General features: G+C 33.8%; 20 protein-coding genes and 1 pseudogene. 4 read left to right on the plus strand and 17 right to left on the minus strand.

What is annotated here, in order from left to right; translation table 11 throughout:
- Positions 1–159: 159 nt before the first annotated feature.
- The gene (locus J5Y03_RS08615; protein WP_209404621.1) at positions 160–1,263 is read left to right on the plus strand and encodes an AbrB family transcriptional regulator; all 1,104 of its coding nucleotides are present in this window, start codon (positions 160–162) and stop codon (positions 1,261–1,263) included.
- Between the two features lie 98 nt (positions 1,264–1,361).
- Here J5Y03_RS08615 and J5Y03_RS08620 read toward each other — a convergent pair whose 3' ends face one another.
- Both J5Y03_RS08620 and J5Y03_RS08625 read right to left on the minus strand, forming a co-directional pair.
- Positions 1,362–2,405 carry an oxidoreductase gene (locus tag J5Y03_RS08620; protein ID WP_209404623.1) on the minus strand — a complete coding sequence of 348 codons (1,044 nt, stop codon included), beginning with the start codon at positions 2,403–2,405 and terminating at the stop codon, positions 1,362–1,364.
- Positions 2,392–3,180, minus strand: coding sequence for a DeoR/GlpR family DNA-binding transcription regulator (locus J5Y03_RS08625; RefSeq protein WP_209404625.1), 789 nt, complete (start codon positions 3,178–3,180; stop codon positions 2,392–2,394). The genes J5Y03_RS08620 and J5Y03_RS08625 overlap by 14 nt, the downstream gene beginning before the upstream one ends.
- A 235-nt stretch (positions 3,181–3,415) precedes the next feature.
- Here J5Y03_RS08625 and J5Y03_RS08630 point away from each other — a divergent pair, with 235 nt between their 5' ends.
- Positions 3,416–3,814, plus strand: coding sequence for an SET domain-containing protein (locus J5Y03_RS08630; protein WP_209404627.1), 399 nt, complete (start codon positions 3,416–3,418; stop codon positions 3,812–3,814).
- A 120-nt stretch (positions 3,815–3,934) separates the two neighbouring features.
- Positions 3,935–4,075: a hypothetical protein gene (locus J5Y03_RS08635; protein WP_209404629.1), complete on the plus strand. Its 141-nt coding sequence runs from the start codon at positions 3,935–3,937 to the stop codon at positions 4,073–4,075.
- A 177-nt stretch (positions 4,076–4,252) separates the two neighbouring features.
- Here the strand turns inward: J5Y03_RS08635 and J5Y03_RS08640 are convergent, their stop codons facing one another.
- The 15 genes and pseudogenes from J5Y03_RS08640 to gntK all read right to left on the minus strand — a co-directional run bounded on the left by J5Y03_RS08640 (position 4,253) and on the right by gntK (position 18,069).
- Positions 4,253–4,981, minus strand: coding sequence for a gamma-glutamyl-gamma-aminobutyrate hydrolase family protein (locus tag J5Y03_RS08640; RefSeq protein WP_209404631.1), 729 nt, complete (start codon positions 4,979–4,981; stop codon positions 4,253–4,255).
- 42 nt (positions 4,982–5,023) lie between these two features.
- A pseudogene (locus J5Y03_RS08645) lies at positions 5,024–5,260 on the minus strand (polar amino acid ABC transporter ATP-binding protein); the annotation flags it as partial.
- Positions 5,261–5,599: 339 nt separating this feature from the next.
- The gene (locus J5Y03_RS08650; protein WP_209404635.1) at positions 5,600–6,940 is read right to left on the minus strand and encodes a D-serine ammonia-lyase; all 1,341 of its coding nucleotides are present in this window, start codon (positions 6,938–6,940) and stop codon (positions 5,600–5,602) included.
- Positions 6,941–7,030: 90 nt separating this feature from the next.
- Complete coding sequence (locus J5Y03_RS08655; RefSeq protein ID WP_209404636.1) at positions 7,031–7,345, minus strand: DMT family transporter; 315 nt, start codon at positions 7,343–7,345, stop codon at positions 7,031–7,033.
- Positions 7,346–7,356: 11 nt separating this feature from the next.
- Positions 7,357–7,716, minus strand: coding sequence for a DMT family transporter (locus J5Y03_RS08660; RefSeq protein WP_209404638.1), 360 nt, complete (start codon positions 7,714–7,716; stop codon positions 7,357–7,359).
- A 71-nt stretch (positions 7,717–7,787) separates the two neighbouring features.
- On the minus strand, positions 7,788–8,660 hold the full coding sequence (locus J5Y03_RS08665; RefSeq protein ID WP_209404640.1) for a Cof-type HAD-IIB family hydrolase: 873 nt from the start codon (positions 8,658–8,660) through the stop codon (positions 7,788–7,790).
- A gap of 379 nt (positions 8,661–9,039) precedes the next feature.
- Entirely contained in the window at positions 9,040–9,822 is a 783-nt protein-coding gene (locus J5Y03_RS08670; protein ID WP_209404642.1) for a DeoR/GlpR family DNA-binding transcription regulator, read from the minus strand.
- A gap of 132 nt (positions 9,823–9,954) precedes the next feature.
- On the minus strand, positions 9,955–10,968 hold the full coding sequence (locus tag J5Y03_RS08675) for an ABC transporter ATP-binding protein (protein ID WP_209404644.1): 1,014 nt from the start codon (positions 10,966–10,968) through the stop codon (positions 9,955–9,957).
- Positions 10,968–11,843: an ABC transporter permease gene (locus tag J5Y03_RS08680; RefSeq protein ID WP_209404646.1), complete on the minus strand. Its 876-nt coding sequence runs from the start codon at positions 11,841–11,843 to the stop codon at positions 10,968–10,970. The genes J5Y03_RS08675 and J5Y03_RS08680 overlap by 1 nt, the downstream gene beginning before the upstream one ends.
- Entirely contained in the window at positions 11,840–12,598 is a 759-nt protein-coding gene (locus J5Y03_RS08685) for an ABC transporter permease (protein WP_407648418.1), read from the minus strand. Before J5Y03_RS08685 ends, J5Y03_RS08680 begins: the two co-directional genes overlap by 4 nt.
- 203 nt (positions 12,599–12,801) lie before the next feature.
- Positions 12,802–13,635 carry an alkaline phosphatase family protein gene (locus J5Y03_RS08690; RefSeq protein WP_209404651.1) on the minus strand — a complete coding sequence of 278 codons (834 nt, stop codon included), beginning with the start codon at positions 13,633–13,635 and terminating at the stop codon, positions 12,802–12,804.
- Positions 13,625–14,737 carry an ABC transporter substrate-binding protein gene (locus J5Y03_RS08695; RefSeq protein ID WP_209404653.1) on the minus strand — a complete coding sequence of 371 codons (1,113 nt, stop codon included), beginning with the start codon at positions 14,735–14,737 and terminating at the stop codon, positions 13,625–13,627. The genes J5Y03_RS08690 and J5Y03_RS08695 overlap by 11 nt, the downstream gene beginning before the upstream one ends.
- Before the next feature lie 332 nt (positions 14,738–15,069).
- On the minus strand, positions 15,070–15,636 hold the full coding sequence (locus tag J5Y03_RS08700; protein WP_209404655.1) for an NADPH-dependent FMN reductase: 567 nt from the start codon (positions 15,634–15,636) through the stop codon (positions 15,070–15,072).
- A gap of 211 nt (positions 15,637–15,847) precedes the next feature.
- Positions 15,848–16,054: a hypothetical protein gene (locus J5Y03_RS08705; protein WP_209404657.1), complete on the minus strand. Its 207-nt coding sequence runs from the start codon at positions 16,052–16,054 to the stop codon at positions 15,848–15,850.
- Positions 16,055–16,512: 458 nt separating this feature from the next.
- Positions 16,513–18,069, minus strand: a complete 1,557-nt coding sequence (gntK, locus tag J5Y03_RS08710) for a gluconokinase (RefSeq protein ID WP_209404659.1) — start codon at positions 18,067–18,069, stop codon at positions 16,513–16,515.
- 234 nt (positions 18,070–18,303) lie between these two features.
- Here gntK and J5Y03_RS08715 point away from each other — a divergent pair, with 234 nt between their 5' ends.
- On the plus strand, positions 18,304–19,122 hold the full coding sequence (locus tag J5Y03_RS08715) for a MurR/RpiR family transcriptional regulator (RefSeq protein ID WP_209404661.1): 819 nt from the start codon (positions 18,304–18,306) through the stop codon (positions 19,120–19,122).
- The last annotated feature ends 101 nt before the right edge of the window (positions 19,123–19,223 follow it).

Below are 19,223 nucleotides of genomic sequence, written 5' to 3' on the forward strand. Positions count from 1 at the left end.
TTTTTATTTTCTTAATAGTATGTCTTGAACTATAATAAAAGAATAAATATTCAGATAATTAACTAGTTATTATTAGCTATATTCGCTCTTTAGAATTATTTTCCTTTCTAGATGAGCAGACTTAAACCAAATGTATTGTTATAGAGAGAAGGGTACGTCATGTACAAACATTATCTAAATATTAATAAACAACCAATACAATTATCTATTACTTTTTTAATCGCTTTTGTCGGTGGAATGATATTTGTTTTTCTTCACCTACCGATTCCTTGGCTTCTAGGACCAATGATAGCTGTTCTCGTTGGGTCAAAATTAGGAAAACTAAAATTATATTGGCCAATTTATCTAAGAGAAACAGGATTAGTAATAGCTGGTTATTCAATTGGGTTATCTTTCACAAAATCTGCACTCATTCAAATTTTTTATCAATTGCCATTAATGTTGATCATGACATTCCTTCTTTTAGGTTTCTGTGTTTTAATCGCTACGATTGTCTCAAAACTGTCAGGAATTAATTATCCAACTATATTAACAGGGAGTATTCCAGGTGGATTAACTCAAATCATTACACTTGCAGAAGAAATGAAAGGAATTGATTTAACTACAGTAGCATTTTTTCAAGTTGTAAGATTAATGATGATCATTATTTTTATTCCATTTATCATCTTCAGTCCGTATTTTGGCGTTGAATCAAACAATTCATTGGAAATTATCCATAAAATATCCGGACATTGGGATACTTTATTTCCTAATATCATTTTATTTATAATGGTTTCTGTGCTTTTTGCTTTTATTGGAAAAAAAATAAATTTGCCGACACCTTTTATGTTAGGCCCTATCATAGCAACTGCTTTGATTAATATAACTGGGTTTCATGGTCCTGCATTACCTTCATCTTTATTGAGTTTATCTCAATTTATGCTTGGGGGATATATTGGATTGTTATTAAAACCCGAAGAAGTCAATCACAAATCAAAAATCATACCTCTTGCTTTAGTCAGTTCTGTTGTATTAATTATTGGTTCTTTCTGTATGAGTTTACTATTAATGAAACTACTACCTATTTCGCTTGCAACGAGTATATTAAGTTTAGCCCCTGGTGGAATGGACCAAATGGGAATAATTGCACAGGAAGTCCACGCTGATTTATCCATTGTGACTGCTTATCAGCTATCTCGAATACTTTTTATTTATTTCGCAGTACCTCCGATTTTAAAGGTATATTTTAGACACCTTAAAAGGCAAAAAGAACATGTAGCTTAATTAAAAAAACTCATTATCTTGACCAATTTGAAAGATAATGAGTTTTTATTTTTTTGCTTTAAATATTAATTGATTCGATATTCACTTTTTCCTAATTCCTACTCTAAATAAATTGCTCTTTTTTCAACACTACTTTTGAGCGCCGCTTCAATAAGTCTAATCACAGATAATCCTTCATGAGCAGTAACAGTAGCCTCTTTGCCCTCAAGTATACTCTCAGCAATTTCTTTATAATAAGTTACATATGAACCATTTCTTGTTGGAATGATTTCGTGATGTTCTTTTTCACCTTCAACCGTAACCAATTTACCGTAAAGCTGAGGTTCGTCTGCCCCCCATGAGTCATCAATAGGCTTTTTCCCTTCTTTTAGAGCCACTTCTTGTCCATCTATCCCGTATTTTATAAAACTTCCTTTGCTACCATGAATTTGGAAACGAGGCCCATTATTTGGAACAATTGAACCAGAATGTAAAATAACACGAAGCTTTTCGTACCCTAAAACAACATGGAAATAATCATCCGTTTCTCCATTTTCTCTTTGTGCAAAAACATCTGCTTGAACAAATTGAGGTAAGCCAAAAAGGTGTAATGCTTGATCAATTAAGTGCGATCCTAAATCAAATAGCATACCAGAACCAGGCCCTTGTTTCTCTCTCCATCGGTCTCTTACAACTGGTCTAAAGCGGTCAAAATGGGCATGATACGTATTGATTTCTCCAAGAGTACCATCATTTATAAGCTTTTTAATTGTTAAAAAGTCATTATCCCATCTTCTGTTATGATAGACGCTTAAAAGTAAATTCTTCTCTTTAGCAATTTGAATAAGTTCCTCTGCTTCCTTCGTTTCAACAACCATCGGCTTTTCTAAAATAACATGCTTACCTGAATATAAACTTTGTTTTGCCATTTCGAAATGCAATCCGCTTGGTGTTGTAATTACAACTAGTTCAATTGAGACATCTTCCAGTACTTCATCTAAACTGCTTACTACTTCAACATCTCCTAAATCTTTCTTTACAACATCTTGTTTGGAACTAACAACTTTTACAATTTCAAACTCATCTAACACGCTTAGAAGCGGTGCGTGAAATGTGGCACCTGACAGTCCATAACCAACTATACCAACCTTAATTTTTCTCATTGTATTCACTCTCTACTTCTTCATTTTCTTCTACAAATAGACGAATATTATGTTCTTTTATTTTTTCCATAACAGTTTCATTAGGGGACTGATCTGTGATAATCAGATCAATGTCAGCTAGATCACATACTCGATGTAAGAATTCCTTCTCAAACTTCGAAAAATCAGCTAGTAGGATGACTTGCCTTGCACAACTAATCATTTTTTTCTTTAAAAAAGCTTCCTCTTCATCTGGAGAAGTAACTCCTTCACCACTGATTCCACATGCCCCAAGAAATAATTGATCAACTTTAAAGTCATTCAGTGTCTCAATTGTTCTCGGACCTGTTAAATTTCTGTTTTTCCGATTAAATTTTCCTGGGAGTAAAAAAGTATTTATCTCCGTATGTTCTCCTAATAAATCAACAAGATCAATCGAATTTGTAATGACATTTACACGTTTGTTTTCTATATATTTAGCTATCAAAGCGATTGTTGAAGATGTATCCATTAATAAATCATAATCATCTTGAACAAACAACGCTGCTTTAAGTGCAATCTTCTCTTTACTTACTGTTGTTTTCCGCTCTTGATATTCAATTAAATTCCGATTAGCTGATGGAAGAGTTGCTCCACCCTTTACCCTTATGATTTCTCCACGTTCCTCAAGTTTTACAAGATCTCGCCTTGCTGTATCCTTTGAAACACCAAACATTTCACATATTTCTTCTAACATAATACTTTTATGAGAAGACAAATACGTTTTAATTGATGCAAGTCTATGTTCTTGATACATTCTCAATATCTCCTTAGAAAAAAATGACTGCCTTTTAAGTATCTTTGAATCATTATATAACATTACAATGTAAAAAACCCAGAAAAACACTTAAAAAACTTAAGTTTTTTAAGTGTTTTTCTTCTATATAACATACATACTAATAATAAATATGAAATTAGTTGCTTTCATCCTTATCAAATGGCAAACTAAATAAGAATAAAACTTCCTTGAAAGAAATGCATAGGTGACAAATATGATTGAAATAAAAACTTCTAAACTTAGTAATGGAGAATTCAATAGAGGAGTATTTGCAAAACGTGATATAGCAAAAGGAGAACTGATCCATGAAGCACCAGTTATTTCCTATCCGAATGCAGAGCATGAACACATAGAGAAAACATTACTTGCTGATTATGCTTTTGAATATGGTATTAACCATTCTGCAATTCTATTAGGTTATGGCATGCTGTTTAATCATTCTTATACTGCCAATGCCACATATGATATCAACTTTGATAATCACACGTTTGACTTCTTTGCTTACACTGATATAAAAGCAGGAGAAGAGATTACCATTAACTATAATGGTGAGATGGATAATATGGATCCGCTATGGTTTGATGTAGAGGAAAATGATACAAAAAAAGAATAAGGTAATTTAAATGAGGGTGTCCAAATTGTTGGATACTCTCTTTTTTATGTTTAATTCTTAACTTTTATCGAATTTAATTAAATAAATAGGTAAACCCTAATTTTGATGGAGGTGAATTACTTGGACAACAAACCAATTCATTATGACGGTAGTGGAAACAGAATTGAAGATAACAACCTCGAGGAAATACTGAATGATGCTTTCCTTGTGACTGATGAAATGAGACAATATATTAGCGGAACGCCTTATATTTTTGATTAGAAACACTCAAATTTTAATAAAAAACTAGCCAAAATGGCTAGTTTTTATTTCTTATGTAGGTGTTTTATATATCTGTATTTAAATACTGTGTAAAAATAAAGCTACTTGTCTTTTTTAGAAATTGAAACAATGATTTGAAAAAATGGGTTCACAAGTAATCCTGACATAAACCGCTTTTTAGACTATTGTACTGATTTTTATGAAATGATCGAAAAGTGCTTGCATCTCTTTGTATGTTTCACTCATTGACTCAGGGTGCCACTGGACAGCCACAAGGTATGGATGTTCTGTTCCTTCGATTGCTTCAATGACGCCGTCGTTCGCGCGAGACGTCACAACAAGGTTTCCACCTAACTTATCAATTGCTTGATGATGAAGCGAATTCACACGTAAACGAGTTTTTTCTGTAATCAGGTGTAACCGACTTTCTAATTCCACACAGACACCGTGGAATGGCATCGCTCTTGGGATAGTTTGTTCGTGCCTGTGTACAGTGTGTCCTTCTTGTTTGTGTAATGCAAGGTCTTGAATGAGTGTTCCGCCACATGCCACATTAATCAGTTGTAACCCTCTACATATCCCGAAAATTGGCTTTAATGTTTTTATGTATTCATTGAACAAGTTGATTTCAAATTCATCACGTTCGGTTCGGAAAAAGCCGATACTCATATGTGGATCATTCCCATAAAATTGTGGATCAACATCTTCCCCACCACTGAAAATGATTCCGTCACACATTGAAACATATCTTTGAATCGCTTCTTCATCATTCACAACGGGGAGCATGACTGGAATCCCGCCAGCACGTTCTATTGCGCGATGGTAATCTTGATGGACATAAACTCCTTCCATGTTATCGTTATGTTTCAAATAAGAAGTTGTAATGCCTATGATTGGTTTTTTCATTTTTTCACTCTTTCTATTTTGTTTTTCTTTTCTTTTTTAAATTTATAGAACTTTTTCTAAAAATGAACGAAGTCGTTCACTTTTTGCCCTGCCAAACACTTCAGTTGGCGAGACATCCTCTTCGACTAATCCTTGATGCAAAAATAAAATACAATCTGCGACTTCATTTGCAAATCCCATTTCATGCGTCACAATTTCTCCGACCGTATCTGGATCAAGTGCACTCGTTGGTTCGTCAAATAACATCACTTTTGGTTTCATCACAAGCACCCTTCTAATTCTTCTAATGATTTTTACTTACCTATTGTTTTCGACAAATTCTCTTAAAAACCTTCGTATTTTTAGTATTTTCAGAAAATAAACCAAAAGTGCTTGCCTGTTAACAGCAGTACTTGAAAAGTGGGTAGGATATCACTCTATTGTTCTGTACAATGAAATATTTTGGAGAACTAAAAGCGCAAAACTATTTAACGAATAAAACAATACAAAATATGGGGAAAATAGGAAGTTGAACGAATTCGAAATAAGATTACTTATTGTGTAAACAAAAAGCATCTGATTCATCAGATGCTTTTTACTAAACTATTTTTTAAATAATCATATCTTAAAAATAACCATTTAAAGCGATAAGTTCTTACCTTTTCGATAATATTCTTCCATCGTTTCTTTTGGAACCATACTTCCACCAGTAGCCCACATAAGATGTGTAGCATTTTTCATTTTATCTGTTAAATGATGATTTTGAATATATTCTTTTCCTTCAGCCTCAGAAATTAACTTTACGGGTCCGAGTACACCAGCTAATGCAGAAGGCTCTAAGTAAATATTTTCTGAATCTGCCATTGTACTTAAAAGCCTAAATAACTCATCATCACTTACAGAATAACTTCCACTTAATAAAGGTTCGATTGTTCGGCCAACGAATCCGGAAGGTCTTCCTACTGCAAGGCCATCTGCTGATGTTATGTTATCAATTCCAAAGTCCTGTACAGAAACCTGGTCATGTAGACCTGTCACTAAGCCGAGTAACATACATGGAGAATGCGTTGGCTCCGCAAAAAAGCAATGTACTGAATCTTGGAAAATTAGTTTGAGTCCGAATGCTACTCCTCCAGGTCCACCACCTACCCCACATGGAAGGTAAACAAAAAGTGGATGGTTTTCATCAACTGTTATCTTTAAATCTTCTAATTGTTTTTTTAGTCGAATAGCTGCTACTGCATAGCCTAAAAACAAATCATGTGAATTTTCATCATCAACAAAATAACAATTCGGTAAGGAAAGTGCTTGCTTTCTTCCCTCTTCTACAGCTTTACTGTAGTCTTCTTTGTACTCAATAACTGTTACTCCCTTGCTTCTAAGAAGATCTTTTTTCCATTTCTTTGCATCAGCTGACATATGAACAGTCACTTTAAAACCTAATTTGGCACTCATGATACCAATACTTAATCCTAAGTTTCCAGTAGAGCCAACTGCAATTGAGTATTCAGAAAAGAAGTTTTTAAATTCTTCACTATCTAAAACGGCGTAATCAGTCTCATGCGTTAACAAACCTTGTTGAATTGCTAAATCCTCTGCATGTTTAAGAACCTCGTAAATACCGCCTCTTGCTTTAATCGAGCCTGAAATAGGAAGGGCATTGTCACATTTTAATAAAAAATTTCCCGGCAATGAAGCACCATACATTTGCTCTAGCTTTTGTTTCATATGTGGAATATCTGCAATAGGTGATTCAATAATTCCATTCTGTTTACTTGTTTCAGGAAAAACCTTTGCTATATAAGGAGCGAAACGATTTAATCTTTCCTCTGCATCCTTTACATTTCCATCATTAAGTGGTAGATTTTTTATCCCCGCTTGAAATGGTTCATATTTTGGATTTATCCATAATACTTCTTTTAAATCAATCAAATCTTTTATTAAAGAATTTTCGTCTGTCCATTCTTGGATAGTCTTCATTACTCTTCACCTCTATAGTGATTGTACATTTTTTTTAGCTTCTTAACAGCTTATAATATTCTCATTTTTTAAATTTTTCTCAACCTACTTTTAAGAAGTCATTTTTATCCCAATTGCCCCTACAATAATAAACATAATCATTAAAATTCTTAATAAGTTTCGAGATTCATTAAAGAAGATCATTCCAATGATTACACTTCCAACAGAGCCAATACCAGTCCAAATTGCATATGCAGTCCCTACTGGAAGAGAAATTAATGACAATGAGAGAAAATAAAAGCTTAAACTTCCAAAGATAAGACAGGAGATAGAAGGAAGCAGTCTTTTAAAACCTTCAGCACGTTTTAAACTTATAACACTACCAATCTCAGCAAATCCGGCAATCAGAAGAAAAATCCATGACATCGAATCATCTCCTAACATTGTTCATATCGTTTTATATTCTTTAATTCTTTCGGTTCTTCTGGAATAACTCTCAGTCCAATGATCCCAACAATTATTAATGTCACAAAAAATACTTTCCATGGGGTAATTGTCTCTCCCCAAAAAATAGCACCAGTAATGACAGTCCCGACCGTACCTATACCAGTAAAAATGGCATAACCTGTCCCTATTGGGATTGAATGTAATGCTTTCGAAAGTAAATAGAAACTGAAAATTACAACAATAATTGTTGCTATACTAGGAATAAGAATGGTAAAACCATGTGAATATTTTAGTCCGATCACCCATACAATTTCTAAAAATCCTGCTATTAAAATGTATACCCATGACATACAATCATTCTCTCCCTCGATATTACCGCTGTTACATTTTAAAAGTTAAAGTCTGTTAATTTCATTAAAATTTATTTTGAAGGCGCAAACGTCAACAAATAGCGATAGATTGCATGGGCTACTCCATTTTCATCATTACTTAAGGTTGTTGTTGTACATACATCTTTAATAACATCTTTCGCATTTCCCATTGCTACACTATATGGAACTTTCTCGAACATAGGTAAATCATTATTGCTGTCACCGATTGCCATTGCTCGATCTAATGAACCATTCATTAGAAAAGCTAATTTTTCAAGAGCTAAACCTTTTGATGCACCATTACTAGTAACTTCAATATTATGATCAGCAGATGAAACAACCCTCAATTCTTTAAATTGATCGAATTGATTCCATGCTTCTGCTAATTTCTTTTTATCAAATGAACCGACTAAAATATTGTAAAATTCTTCTTCATTTTTTAAGATATCACGGTAGTTTTCTACTAAAACATATCCAAATTGATCGAACTGTCTTTCAGCTACCTCAACAATTTCTTGCATTTCGATGTCTAAATCCATACTTTTGAATTGATTTATCTCTTTTTGGAATTGTTCTTGTCTTTGTCTAGTGGTAAAAATACCTTTATCTGTAAACACTTCATAATAGAAATTTCGTTCTTCTAGCCATTCTATAATCGATTCAACACGCTCTTTAGCTAGTTTAATAGAGGAGATACATTTTCCTTCTTTTGAATGAATAGTAGATCCATTTGTGCCGATAACTGGTAGAGAAATCCCAGCTTTTTCACAAATTGATTGAACGTCAAAGTATGCACGTCCTGTTGAAATAACAACTTCAATTCCTTTTTCTTGTGCATATTTAATCGCTTTAATATTTTCTTCACTTATTACATTATTGTCATTTAACAAAGTTCCATCTAAATCTATCGCAATAAATCCCATGGTGCAGATCTCCTTTATCAATCAATCTATTAAATTCTTAGTTCCTACTTGATATCAATATAATTTTGCTGTTTTCGTATACTTTGTTGCATTTCAGTATGTGTAAGTTGATTTCCACTCCAGGATGCTCGCTTTCCTAGGGGCGTGAGCTGAGCCTCCTCGTCGCATACGCTCCTGTGGGGTCTCAGCCTTCCCGCATCTCCCACAGGAGACGAGCATCCTTCCGTTCCAATCAACTTCTATCATTTAAATTACAAAACTTAAAAGTAACCCTCTTTAAAATAAGAGCCTTAAAAAAATAACAAACTTTTAGAAAAGACCTTAAAATTTAATTAAAAAAGAGAGAATCTTCTTTTCACTCTCTCCCTTTGTCGAATATCTATACTTGAATCCAATTGATTTCTTCTAATTTTGAATGATTTTTCCAAGAATCTGGAAAAGGTTGTTCACAAATAATCACATCGACTTTATCAAGAGGACAAACTTTACAAAATGTATCGACACCCATTTTTGAGTAATCAGTTAGTAGGATAATTTGCTTTGAAACTCCGACCATCTTACGAGAAACCAAAGTTTCGTGTAAATGATAGTTACTAACACCGTTTTGAAGAGATACGCCACCAGCTGAAATGAAAGCTTTATCAATATTAAATTGACTTAACATTTGTTCTGTGAGACTTCCGCTAATGGACTGCTGCTTCGGATCAATTTGTCCACCAAGTAACAAGACTTGACCTGTAAACTTATTTTGATTTAGCGTTTCAGTCAACACAGATGACACAGGAAGAGAATTTGTTATGATTGTAATGTCTTCTTTATTTTCAACACACTTAGCAAATTCAAGCATAGTTGTCCCTGCATCAATGACAATGACATCTCCGTTAGAAATAAGGTCAACTGCTTTTTTACCGATTTGAACTTTCGCATCTTGATTCACAGTTGTACGATGCGTAAATGGTGGCTCTTCAAATTGAAAAACTGATTTAATCGCTCCGCCATAAACTCGCTTTAGCAGCCCTTTTTCCTCTAATATCATCAAATCACGTCGAATCGTTTCCTCTGAAACCTGAAATTGGTAAACTAATTCCATGACTTTTACTTTTCCTACTTTGTTAAGTTCTATTAATATTTCATTCTTTCTTTCTTCTGGCAAAACAGACATATTTCTCCCTCATCCTCTTTTAATTATTTATCCCGCTATTTGCGGGCAGTAAGACCCCCACCTCAAGATTAAGAGAGATGCGAAGAAGATAGGTGAGGGATAAAGAAAACCCCCACTGATGGAAGTTTCACTTTATAAAATAATACATTCTTTTTTCGGTACGAGAATATGCACGAATGCTCCTTGCTCAAACATTTCTCCTCTATGGTGTAGATAATCGACATGGAAAACTTCTTCTTCTGTTTCAACCTCATATCTTAAAACATTCCCTGTCATTGTTACATCTTTTACGATTCCTTTAATTCCAAAGTTATCTTTTAAATCGATGCTTTCCTCACCAGCAGACACTAATTTTATAACTTCAGGACGAACAGCGACATCATTTCCTTTTAATTCTGTGCTGCGAACAAGTTTATTGAAAACCTCTATATTATAAACATTATAATTTCCGATAAATTTTGCAACAAATGTATTGGCAGGAGTAGTATAGATTTCTGATGGAGTACCAGATTGTTCAACGTTGCCTTTATTCATGACAAAGATGCGATCAGACATTGTCATTGCTTCTTCTTGATCATGTGTAACAAAAATCGTTGTGATATCTAATTCCTTCTGAATTCTCTTCAATTCTTTTTGTAAACTTTTTCTAATTTTCGCATCCAATGCACTTAAAGGCTCATCTAATAATAGTACTTTCGGTTCCATAACTAGCGCACGAGCAAGAGCAACCCTCTGCTGTTGTCCACCAGATAATTGATGTGGATAAGACTTTTCTTTACCATTTAAATCGACCATTTCAATCATCTTTTTTACTTTTGCATTTATATCTTTTGCTTTCTTCATTTTCAGTCCGTATGCAATATTATCAAAAACAGTCATATTCGGAAAAAGTGCATATGACTGAAACACCATTCCAACTTCACGCTGACGTGGTGATAAATTCGTTATATCTTTTCCATCAATTAAGATTTTACCTACATCTACATCTTCAAGTCCGGCGATTGAACGTAATAATGTACTTTTTCCACATCCACTTTGTCCAAGAAGTGTTACAAATTCTCCTTTTTGCAATGTTAAAGAAATATTATTTAAAACAACTTGATTGTCATATCCCTTTTTCACTTGATCGATGGTTACAAAGCTCATTAATTTTCACCCTCTAATGTAGTAGTATTATTGTGCTGATATTTTTTATTAAAAATAGTAAGAAAACCCTTCTTTTTTGACCCAACATGTTTTTTTTCATTTTTATACGACAGTTTTAATACAAAAGCCGTTAAAATGATAATCAAGATATAATAAGTGATAACAATCGCACTTGTTAAATGGCCACTGCTATTCATTTGGTTAGCTAGATAAATTTGAATGGTTTCAAATTGACCACCGACAAGTAAATTCGCAAAAGCAAATTCACCAAATAACATCGCAACTGATAGTAAGGTAGAAGCTAGAATACCAGACATAATATTTGGAAGCACTACTGTTCGAAATGCCTGAGGTTTTGTAGCTCCTAGTAATTCCGCTGCATCAACAAGTTGAATAGCATTAATTGTACGAAGACTATTACGGATACCTTGATACATAAATGGAAGTATGGTTATAAAATATGCCCCAATTAAGATCCATGGTGTTCCAGAAATTTGAATTGGTCCATCTGAATAGAGTTTTATTAATCCGACTGCTCCAACAATTGGAGGAATTCCATATGGGAGCATAGCAATTGCTTGAAGCAATCCTTCCCATTTACTGAAATAGATTGTGACGATGAAGATTGTCGGAACCATAATTAGAACACTAAGACCTACAGTTATAACAATCAAAATTAGCGTTCTTCCAAGCGCGTCCCAAAAACGTGAATCATGAAATAAATCACTATACCAATGCAAAGTATAACCGTCAGGTAAAATAGTTGTATCCCATTTATCTGCAATCGAGAATAAAAATGTTCCTACAATCGGGATCAATAAATACATTACTAGTAATCCAATAATAATTTTATATACGAGTTTAGAAGACTTCATCGTAAATCCCTCCTAATACGACGCATCATTCGTTCGTTGAACCACATTGCTGCAACCATTGTCGATGCTAGAAGGACTCCAAGCGCACTACCCAACTGTGGTTGTAATGTAACGTCACTTGTAACTAAAGAGGCTATTTGTAATGACATTAAGTTATAGTTGCTGCCGACCAATGCATAGGCTGTACCGTAAGCCCCCATCGCACTTGCAAAAAGAATACTAAATGTCCCTACAATACTAGGTAGAAGTACCGGAATACCTATACGAATCCAAAATGATAATTTTGATCCTCCTAATAATGCGGAAGCTTCTTTCCATTGTTGTTTTATCCCTTGAAAAGAAGGATAAATGAGCATAATGGCAAGCGGAATTTGAAAATAAACATAAACCAGAATTAAGCCAGTCCAAGAATATAAATTAAAGTTTCCTAATACATCGAAACCCATCTTGTGAAAAAGTAACGTAAACAATCCGTTGGTTCCAAGCAAAATAATATATGAAAATGAAAGGGGAATTCCCTCAAAATTCGAAGTCACATTTGATAACATTAATAATCGATTTTGTGTATTTTTCGAAAACTTAGTAAATGAATGTGCTGCAATTAACCCTATAATCACAGCGACTACAGAAGAGAATATGGCTATCATTAGGCTATTTTTAATGCCTTCCATGTAAAACTTACTATTAAATATTGTTAAATATTGATTAATTGTACGGTGAATTCCATCGTCTGCAAAAAAGCTATTATTAATCATTGCCACTAATGGTCCTATTTCAAATCCAATTACAAAGATAATAAATGGCAATAAGAGAGCTAATAAGTAAATTTTTTGTTTTTTAATTTTACGCAACACTTCTCGCTCCTCTATTTTTTACAATTTTGGAATTGGTTTAACAGTAAGTCTATTAAACCAATTCCAGGAAAATACTATTCTTTAACTATTTAATGTACAAACTATTAAACTATACTGTTTTCTTTTAGACCAGGTAATCGATATGAAATCATCTTATTAGATGGTTCAATATTTAAAAGCTCACACATTAGAGGTGCAATCGCTAATTGTGGAACCACTTCACTGTAGACACCTGGCTCAACTTTTGGACTAATGACGAAAAGTGGTACATCGCGCTCACCATCAGTTATGCCACCATGGTTGCCTGTTTCACTCATACCATGATCAGATGTAATTAAAATATGGTAACCTTCTGAGATCCAAGTAGGTAAAAGTTGTGCTAACAAGCTTGCCACTTTTAAAATTTGTTCACGGTATTCTTTTGATTCTGATCCGAAATTTTCACCTTTTACATCAACTCCCATTGGATGAATGTACAAAAAGTGTGGATCATACTTTTTACGTAATGCTTCTGCATCCATTATGACATGACTATCTGGGTAATCATCATCCCAATAAAATGATCCATGTTGAATTGGTTTAGACTCATCATGTTGATGACGGTCTTCAATATAATTGAAAGGTGCGCGATTATAAAGCTCGCTTACCCAGTAATAAGATGCCGTTGCATTTCTTAGTCCATTTTCTTGCGTAAGATGGAAAATACTTTTCTGTGAAGAAAGACGAACAGCTAGATTTGATGTAATTCCATTCATTGACGCAGGCGTACCAGTTAATAACACTTCGTATAATGGACGAGAAAGGCTTGGAAGTTCTGATTTTACTTTATAAAGTGCTGCTTGATTTGTTTCTACTAAATGTTGAATAAATCCAAGTGCCTCAATTCCTTTATCGTATCTCATTCCATCAACTACAATTGTGATTACTTTATTTAACATTTGATAACACCTCTTCTTGCCATTTTTGTGGTAAAGTACTTGCCGTTTTTTCCCAAGGTTTTTCGTCTATTGGTTTTACATTTTTGTATTCTTCTATAGGAATTAATTTGTTCTCTACATCTTTTGGAAGTTTTACATCACTACGAATTGGTCGAGCATATCCTTTTGCTAGGTTAATTTGTCCTTGATCACTTAGAATATATTCTCTTGTTGCCATCGCTGAATAAGGATGTTTTGCATATTTGTTAATGATTGTTGTATAACCACTCTTAACAGAACCATCACTTGGAATACAGATATCAAATTGGTTACGATTAATTTGATTTGCATAACCAAGTGCATTGAAATCCCAAACAATTGCTACTGCTACTTCACCTTTTTCAATGTTAGCTGGTTTTGCGTCAGTTAGACTTAAACGTCCTTGTTTAGCAAGCTTAGCGAAAAAGTCAAGACCCGGTTGAATATTCGATTCATTACCACCGAAAGCTTCTGCTGCAGCAAGAACTCCCGCTTGATTCTGAGCTCCTCGTTGAACATCTCCAATTGTTACTTTGTAGTTACCTTTTAAAATGTCAGCAAAAGATTTTGGTGGATTTTTCACTAGATTTTTATTTGTAAGAAATGCGATCGTTCCTGTGTATCCAACAACCCAATTACCTTTATCATCTTTCGCCCAACTTGGTATTTGATTCCAGTAAGACGTTTTATACGGAAGGGTTAATCCTTTTTGTTCAGCAATTGGTCCGAAAGACATCCCAACATCACCGATATCAGCTGTTGCATTATTTTTTTCAGATTCCATTTTCGCTATTTCTTCTGCACTAGATAAATCTGTGTCATTATGTTTCAATCCATATTGTTTCGTTATATTACCCCACGTTTCTCCCCAGTTTGCCCATGAATCTGGCATACCGACACTATCAATTTCTCCCTCTTTTTTGGCCTTTGTTTCGATTTCATTAAGAGATAACGAGTTTACTTTAGTAGTATCAATTACTTCTGACTTTTTCGAATTTGAACAAGCAGCTAATCCTAGAAGACTCATCCCTACCATTAAAACTTGAATCGATTTGAAACTCTTTTTCTTAAATGTGGCTTTCATTTAAGTGCCTCCCCATCAACGTGGTTTTTTTAATGTTTGTTACTGTTTCTTACGGTTTAATCATAAAACAGCAAAGTAAATCCCACATTAATCACATGTAAATGTTTTGTTAAAGGTATGATAGATTTCAGTTTACAAACTTAATATAAGTAGTTTAGTAGGCATTAATAGAGGAAAATAGTGGAATGCTGCAATGGAAGAATCATCGTCTGTAAATCCGAACATTAATGAGGATATCGTTAGAATCTTAACGAGAATATTAGTAGACATAAAAAAAGTTAGCATATGCGCTAACTTTTACTGTAATAGATTTTATTTTTTCAACTAGCTACTTAACTATTTTCTTCTAAATGCTTTCTTACTTTTGCTTCGAAATTAGTAATCAATTGTTCCAGCATTTGTAAGTCTTTGTCATCGATTAAAATCCCATCTTCATTAAATTTCAAGTTTGCTTGTGATAGTCTTACTTCAGGACGATTTACAGGATCCATATTTAGTGCAAACAGTAGATTTCTCAAATTAGTTTGAGCACGTGCAGTTCCAACTAATCCAGTTGAAGCTCCCATAATTGCGATTGGTTTCAAAGCAAGCGGTTTTTTCATTAGTGCTATGGATATCCAATCGAGTGCATTTTTTAGCACACCCGGAATTTGACCATTATATTCAGGTGTACTAATTAAAACAGCATCAGCTGAATGGCAGAGTTCTACAAACTCAGTTACAGATTTGGGTAAATTATTTTCTAAATCCTCATTGTAAAATGGAAGATTCGAAATTTCTGCTAGAGTAAAAGAAAAATCATCAGGTAAAAACTTAGACGCATGTCTAAGTAACATCGTATTATAGGATTTGCTACGTAAACTTCCAGATATACCAAGAACTTTTATTTGATGTGTCATTTTAAAAACCTCTTCTCATTTTTAATTTCTTACTATTATGACTCTGTAAACTATTCTATTAAAAATGATAAAATCCTTGTATTTAAGATATATACGAAATAAAGGTGTTACTACAGTTCGTAGTAACACCTACTATATCTTCAAGATTTAGTGAAGATATTTCATCAAATCAATATTAAATCTATACAACTAACATTAAAAACACCGATGCCTATCTTGCGAAAATCTCTCGTAAACCCCACATAATAATTGCGGTAACAGGAACTAATACCCATATACTATTACCAATAGAACCTCTATTTTGATAAGTCCGTCTTTCTAAATGATCTAGTTTGCTAGTAACTTCATCCAGCTTTTTAGTTAATTCATCTATTTTTTTCTCTAAATGCATTTGCTCATAATTTTTATCTTCAAACAACATGATTCCCTCCCTATTCTTCTTTTTACTTATATGTTATGAGATTATATATACATAAAATTACACACAAAATGTAGTTATCCTTTTAATACTCTTGAAAAATATTAAATTTTTTAGGCTGTTTTCGTATATATTGTTGCTATTTCAGTATGTGTAAGTTGATTTCCACTCCAGGATGCTCGCTTTCCTAGGTGTGTGAGCTGAGCCTCCTCGTCGCATACGCTCCTGCGGGGTCTCAGCCTTCCCGCATCTCCCACAGGAGTCGAGCACCCTTCCGTTCCAATCAACTTCTGTCCTTTAAATTACAAAACCTAAAGCAACAATCTTTAAAAAAAGAGCCATTTTTTAAGGGACTTAACTAAAACAATTGTGAACGCCCTTGTCTACTCAAAAGAAAAACCACCTATCTCTAGGTGGCATACATCATTTCTTTTTTCTTATGATATTTTAGGTAAATATCATACCCATTTCTTTTGAAAATCAGCAATGCTTTTATATTCTTCTCCTAATATCCTTGATAAACGAATAAAGATTGGCGTTAAATCTTCATAAATTGCTACATTCTCACTATTAGGAGTATGTTTAAATGTAGCTCCTACCATTTCAGAAACAACATTTAAGTCATCAATTTCTCCAAGACTGTATAAACCTAAAATTGCAGCTCCAAGACAAGAACTTTCAAAGCTCTCAGGTATACAAACTTCATGATTGAAGATATCCGCCATCATTTGACGCCATAACTCAGATCTTGCAAAGCCACCTGTAGCATGAATTTTTTTCGGCTCTCCAATTAATTCATTCAACGCTAAAAGTACTGTATATAAATTGAAAATGACTCCTTCAAGTACGGCACGGATAAGGTGTTCCTTTTTATGATGCATTCCAAGGCCAAAGAACGATCCACGTGCATTTGAATCCCATAATGGTGCTCTTTCTCCTGCTAAATATGGATGGAATAACAATCCGTCAGCACCAGGTGTAACTCGATTTGCAATTTCAGTTAACACTTCATAAGGATCTTTTCCTAAACGTTTAGCTGCTGCAACTTCAGAATCTCCAAGTTGATCTCTTACCCATCTAAAGATCATCCCACCATTGTTTACTGGTCCCCCAATAACCCAATGATTTTCAGTTAACGCATAACAGAAGATTCTTCCTTTTGGGTCTGTAACCGGGCGATCAGTAACCGCACGAATTGCTCCACTTGTTCCAATTGTTACAGCAACTACTCCAGGCTCGATCGCATTAACACCTAAGTTTGATAAAACTCCATCACCTGCACCAATCACGAATGGAGTTGAAGGAAGTAGATTCATCTCGCTTGCATATGTTTCATCTATACCTGTTAAACTATACGTTGTTGGTACTGGCTTTGAAAGCTGATTTGGAGTAACTCCTGCTACTTTTAGAGCTTCCTCATCCCATGTTAAAGAATGAATATTAAATAATCCTGTTGAAGAAGCAATTGAATAATCGATTACATATTCTTTAAACAGTTTAAAGAAAATATATTCTTTTATTGAGATGAATTTATAGCTTCTTGAAAATAACTCTGTATAGTCATTTCGAAGCCAAACTAATTTCGAAAGAGGTGACATTGGATGAATAGGTGTACCTGTACGACGATAAATTTCATGCCCATTCATTTCAGTCTTTATCTTTTCAACCCAATCAGAGCTTCTATTATCTGCCCATGTAATACACTCCGTTAACGGCTTGCCTTCTTTATCTACTGCTATTAAACTGTGCATTGCTGAACTAAATGAAACACAAATAATATCTTCAGGTTGCACATCGCTTTCTTGGATTGTTTTCTTTACTGTATTAAGGACAGCTCGAAAAATCTCTTCTGGATTTTGTTCCGCTGTTTCTGGTGTTGGTGAATGTAATGGATATTCAATTCCATTACTTGAAATAACCGTTCCATCTGCTGCAAATAAAACTGACTTTGCACTTGTTGTACCTATATCTACTCCAATTACATATTTTGTATTCACTAAGCTTCCTCCTTGCATAAAACCACATGCTTATAAGCTGTTATTTTTATCTAGTTAGACTTTCCCCGAATTCATTGGTAAATGCTCAAGGTTAGTAATTAGTTTCATATTTCTATTTCATGAAATTTTTTTTCATCTATTTAGTATTATAAGAGCATTTTTTTCATTTAGCAAACGTTTACAAGAAATTTTTTTTCATCTCACAACTATGCTATACTATACGTACCATTATGTTTGAAAGGAAACAGTAATATGACAGAAAAATGCTTAGGGAGAATTCGGTCATCTTATTCCAGATTTAGTGAAAAAGAAAAAAAAATTGCGGATTATATTTTAGAAAAGCCGGAACTTGTTATTCACCAAACAATAAACGAAGTAGCGTACGATTTAAACATAGCAGATGCAACTGTATTCCGATTTTCCAAGCGAATTGGATTTAAAGGGTTTCAGGCAATGAAAATTGCACTGGCTTCTGAAATAATGACTTCACCTCAACCTTTACAGGAAGAGGAAGTTCTTGAAGAGCATGAGAATTCTCATACCGAAAATATGTTTAAATCAACGATAAAAACATTAGAAAAAACGTTACAAAATATAGATAATGACTCTATAAATAAAGTAATCAATTTAATCATTCAAGCAAATAAAGTTGAAATTTATGGAACAGGGGATTCATCTTTTGTTGCAATGGAAGCATTTTATAAGCTAGTTAACGTTGGAATAAAAGCATTTGCTTTTATTGAACCACACTATCAATTAATGTCTGCCTCTCATTTAACCAAGGACGATGTAGCTATTTTTATCTCTCACTCAGGAGCTAATAAAGATATAGTTAATCTTTTAAAAGCTGCAAATGAAACTGGAGCCAAAACAATTGGAATTACTGGTTCCCCAAAGTCATTTGTTAGTTTAAATGTAGATGTAGCACTCTATACCAGTACAGATGAAACGGATTGCCGTAAAGCAGCATGCACTTCAAAAATAGCTCAATTAAGTTTAATAGATGCTTTATGTTTAAACATCAGCAATCTAAATAAAGAAGTATCAGAGACCTCTTTAGATCGGCAGTAATCTAATCTCACTTCAAAATATTAGGCCGTTTTCGTATACATTTTTGCTATTTTAGAATGCGTTAGTTGATTACAACTCCAGGTTGCTCCCTTTCCGTGGGG

This window comes from Gottfriedia endophytica (assembly GCF_017814275.1).
Taxonomy (GTDB): Bacteria; Bacillota; Bacilli; order Bacillales; family Bacillaceae_G; genus Gottfriedia; species Gottfriedia endophytica.

Coding starts and splice junctions, on each gene's coding strand:
- J5Y03_RS08695 (WP_209404653.1), bottom strand. CDS start 14,737: ATGAAAGCCACATTTAAGAAAAAGAGTTTCAAATCGATTCAAGTTTTA.
- J5Y03_RS08685 (WP_407648418.1), bottom strand. CDS start 12,598: ATGATTAATAATAGCTTTTTTGCAGACGATGGAATTCACCGTACAATT.
- J5Y03_RS08620 (WP_209404623.1), bottom strand. CDS start 2,405: ATGAGAAAAATTAAGGTTGGTATAGTTGGTTATGGACTGTCAGGTGCC.
- J5Y03_RS08700 (WP_209404655.1), bottom strand. CDS start 15,636: ATGACACATCAAATAAAAGTTCTTGGTATATCTGGAAGTTTACGTAGC.
- J5Y03_RS08680 (WP_209404646.1), bottom strand. CDS start 11,843: ATGAAGTCTTCTAAACTCGTATATAAAATTATTATTGGATTACTAGTA.
- J5Y03_RS08615 (WP_209404621.1), top strand. CDS start 160: ATGTACAAACATTATCTAAATATTAATAAACAACCAATACAATTATCT.
- gntK (WP_209404659.1), bottom strand. CDS start 18,069: ATGCAAGGAGGAAGCTTAGTGAATACAAAATATGTAATTGGAGTAGAT.
- J5Y03_RS08625 (WP_209404625.1), bottom strand. CDS start 3,180: ATGTATCAAGAACATAGACTTGCATCAATTAAAACGTATTTGTCTTCT.
- J5Y03_RS08630 (WP_209404627.1), top strand. CDS start 3,416: ATGATTGAAATAAAAACTTCTAAACTTAGTAATGGAGAATTCAATAGA.
- J5Y03_RS08690 (WP_209404651.1), bottom strand. CDS start 13,635: ATGTTAAATAAAGTAATCACAATTGTAGTTGATGGAATGAGATACGAT.
- J5Y03_RS08640 (WP_209404631.1), bottom strand. CDS start 4,981: ATGAAAAAACCAATCATAGGCATTACAACTTCTTATTTGAAACATAAC.
- J5Y03_RS08715 (WP_209404661.1), top strand. CDS start 18,304: ATGACAGAAAAATGCTTAGGGAGAATTCGGTCATCTTATTCCAGATTT.
- J5Y03_RS08670 (WP_209404642.1), bottom strand. CDS start 9,822: ATGTCTGTTTTGCCAGAAGAAAGAAAGAATGAAATATTAATAGAACTT.
- J5Y03_RS08655 (WP_209404636.1), bottom strand. CDS start 7,345: ATGTCATGGATTTTTCTTCTGATTGCCGGATTTGCTGAGATTGGTAGT.
- J5Y03_RS08665 (WP_209404640.1), bottom strand. CDS start 8,660: ATGGGATTTATTGCGATAGATTTAGATGGAACTTTGTTAAATGACAAT.
- J5Y03_RS08675 (WP_209404644.1), bottom strand. CDS start 10,968: ATGAGCTTTGTAACCATCGATCAAGTGAAAAAGGGATATGACAATCAA.
- J5Y03_RS08660 (WP_209404638.1), bottom strand. CDS start 7,716: ATGTCATGGGTATACATTTTAATAGCAGGATTTTTAGAAATTGTATGG.
- J5Y03_RS08650 (WP_209404635.1), bottom strand. CDS start 6,940: ATGAAGACTATCCAAGAATGGACAGACGAAAATTCTTTAATAAAAGAT.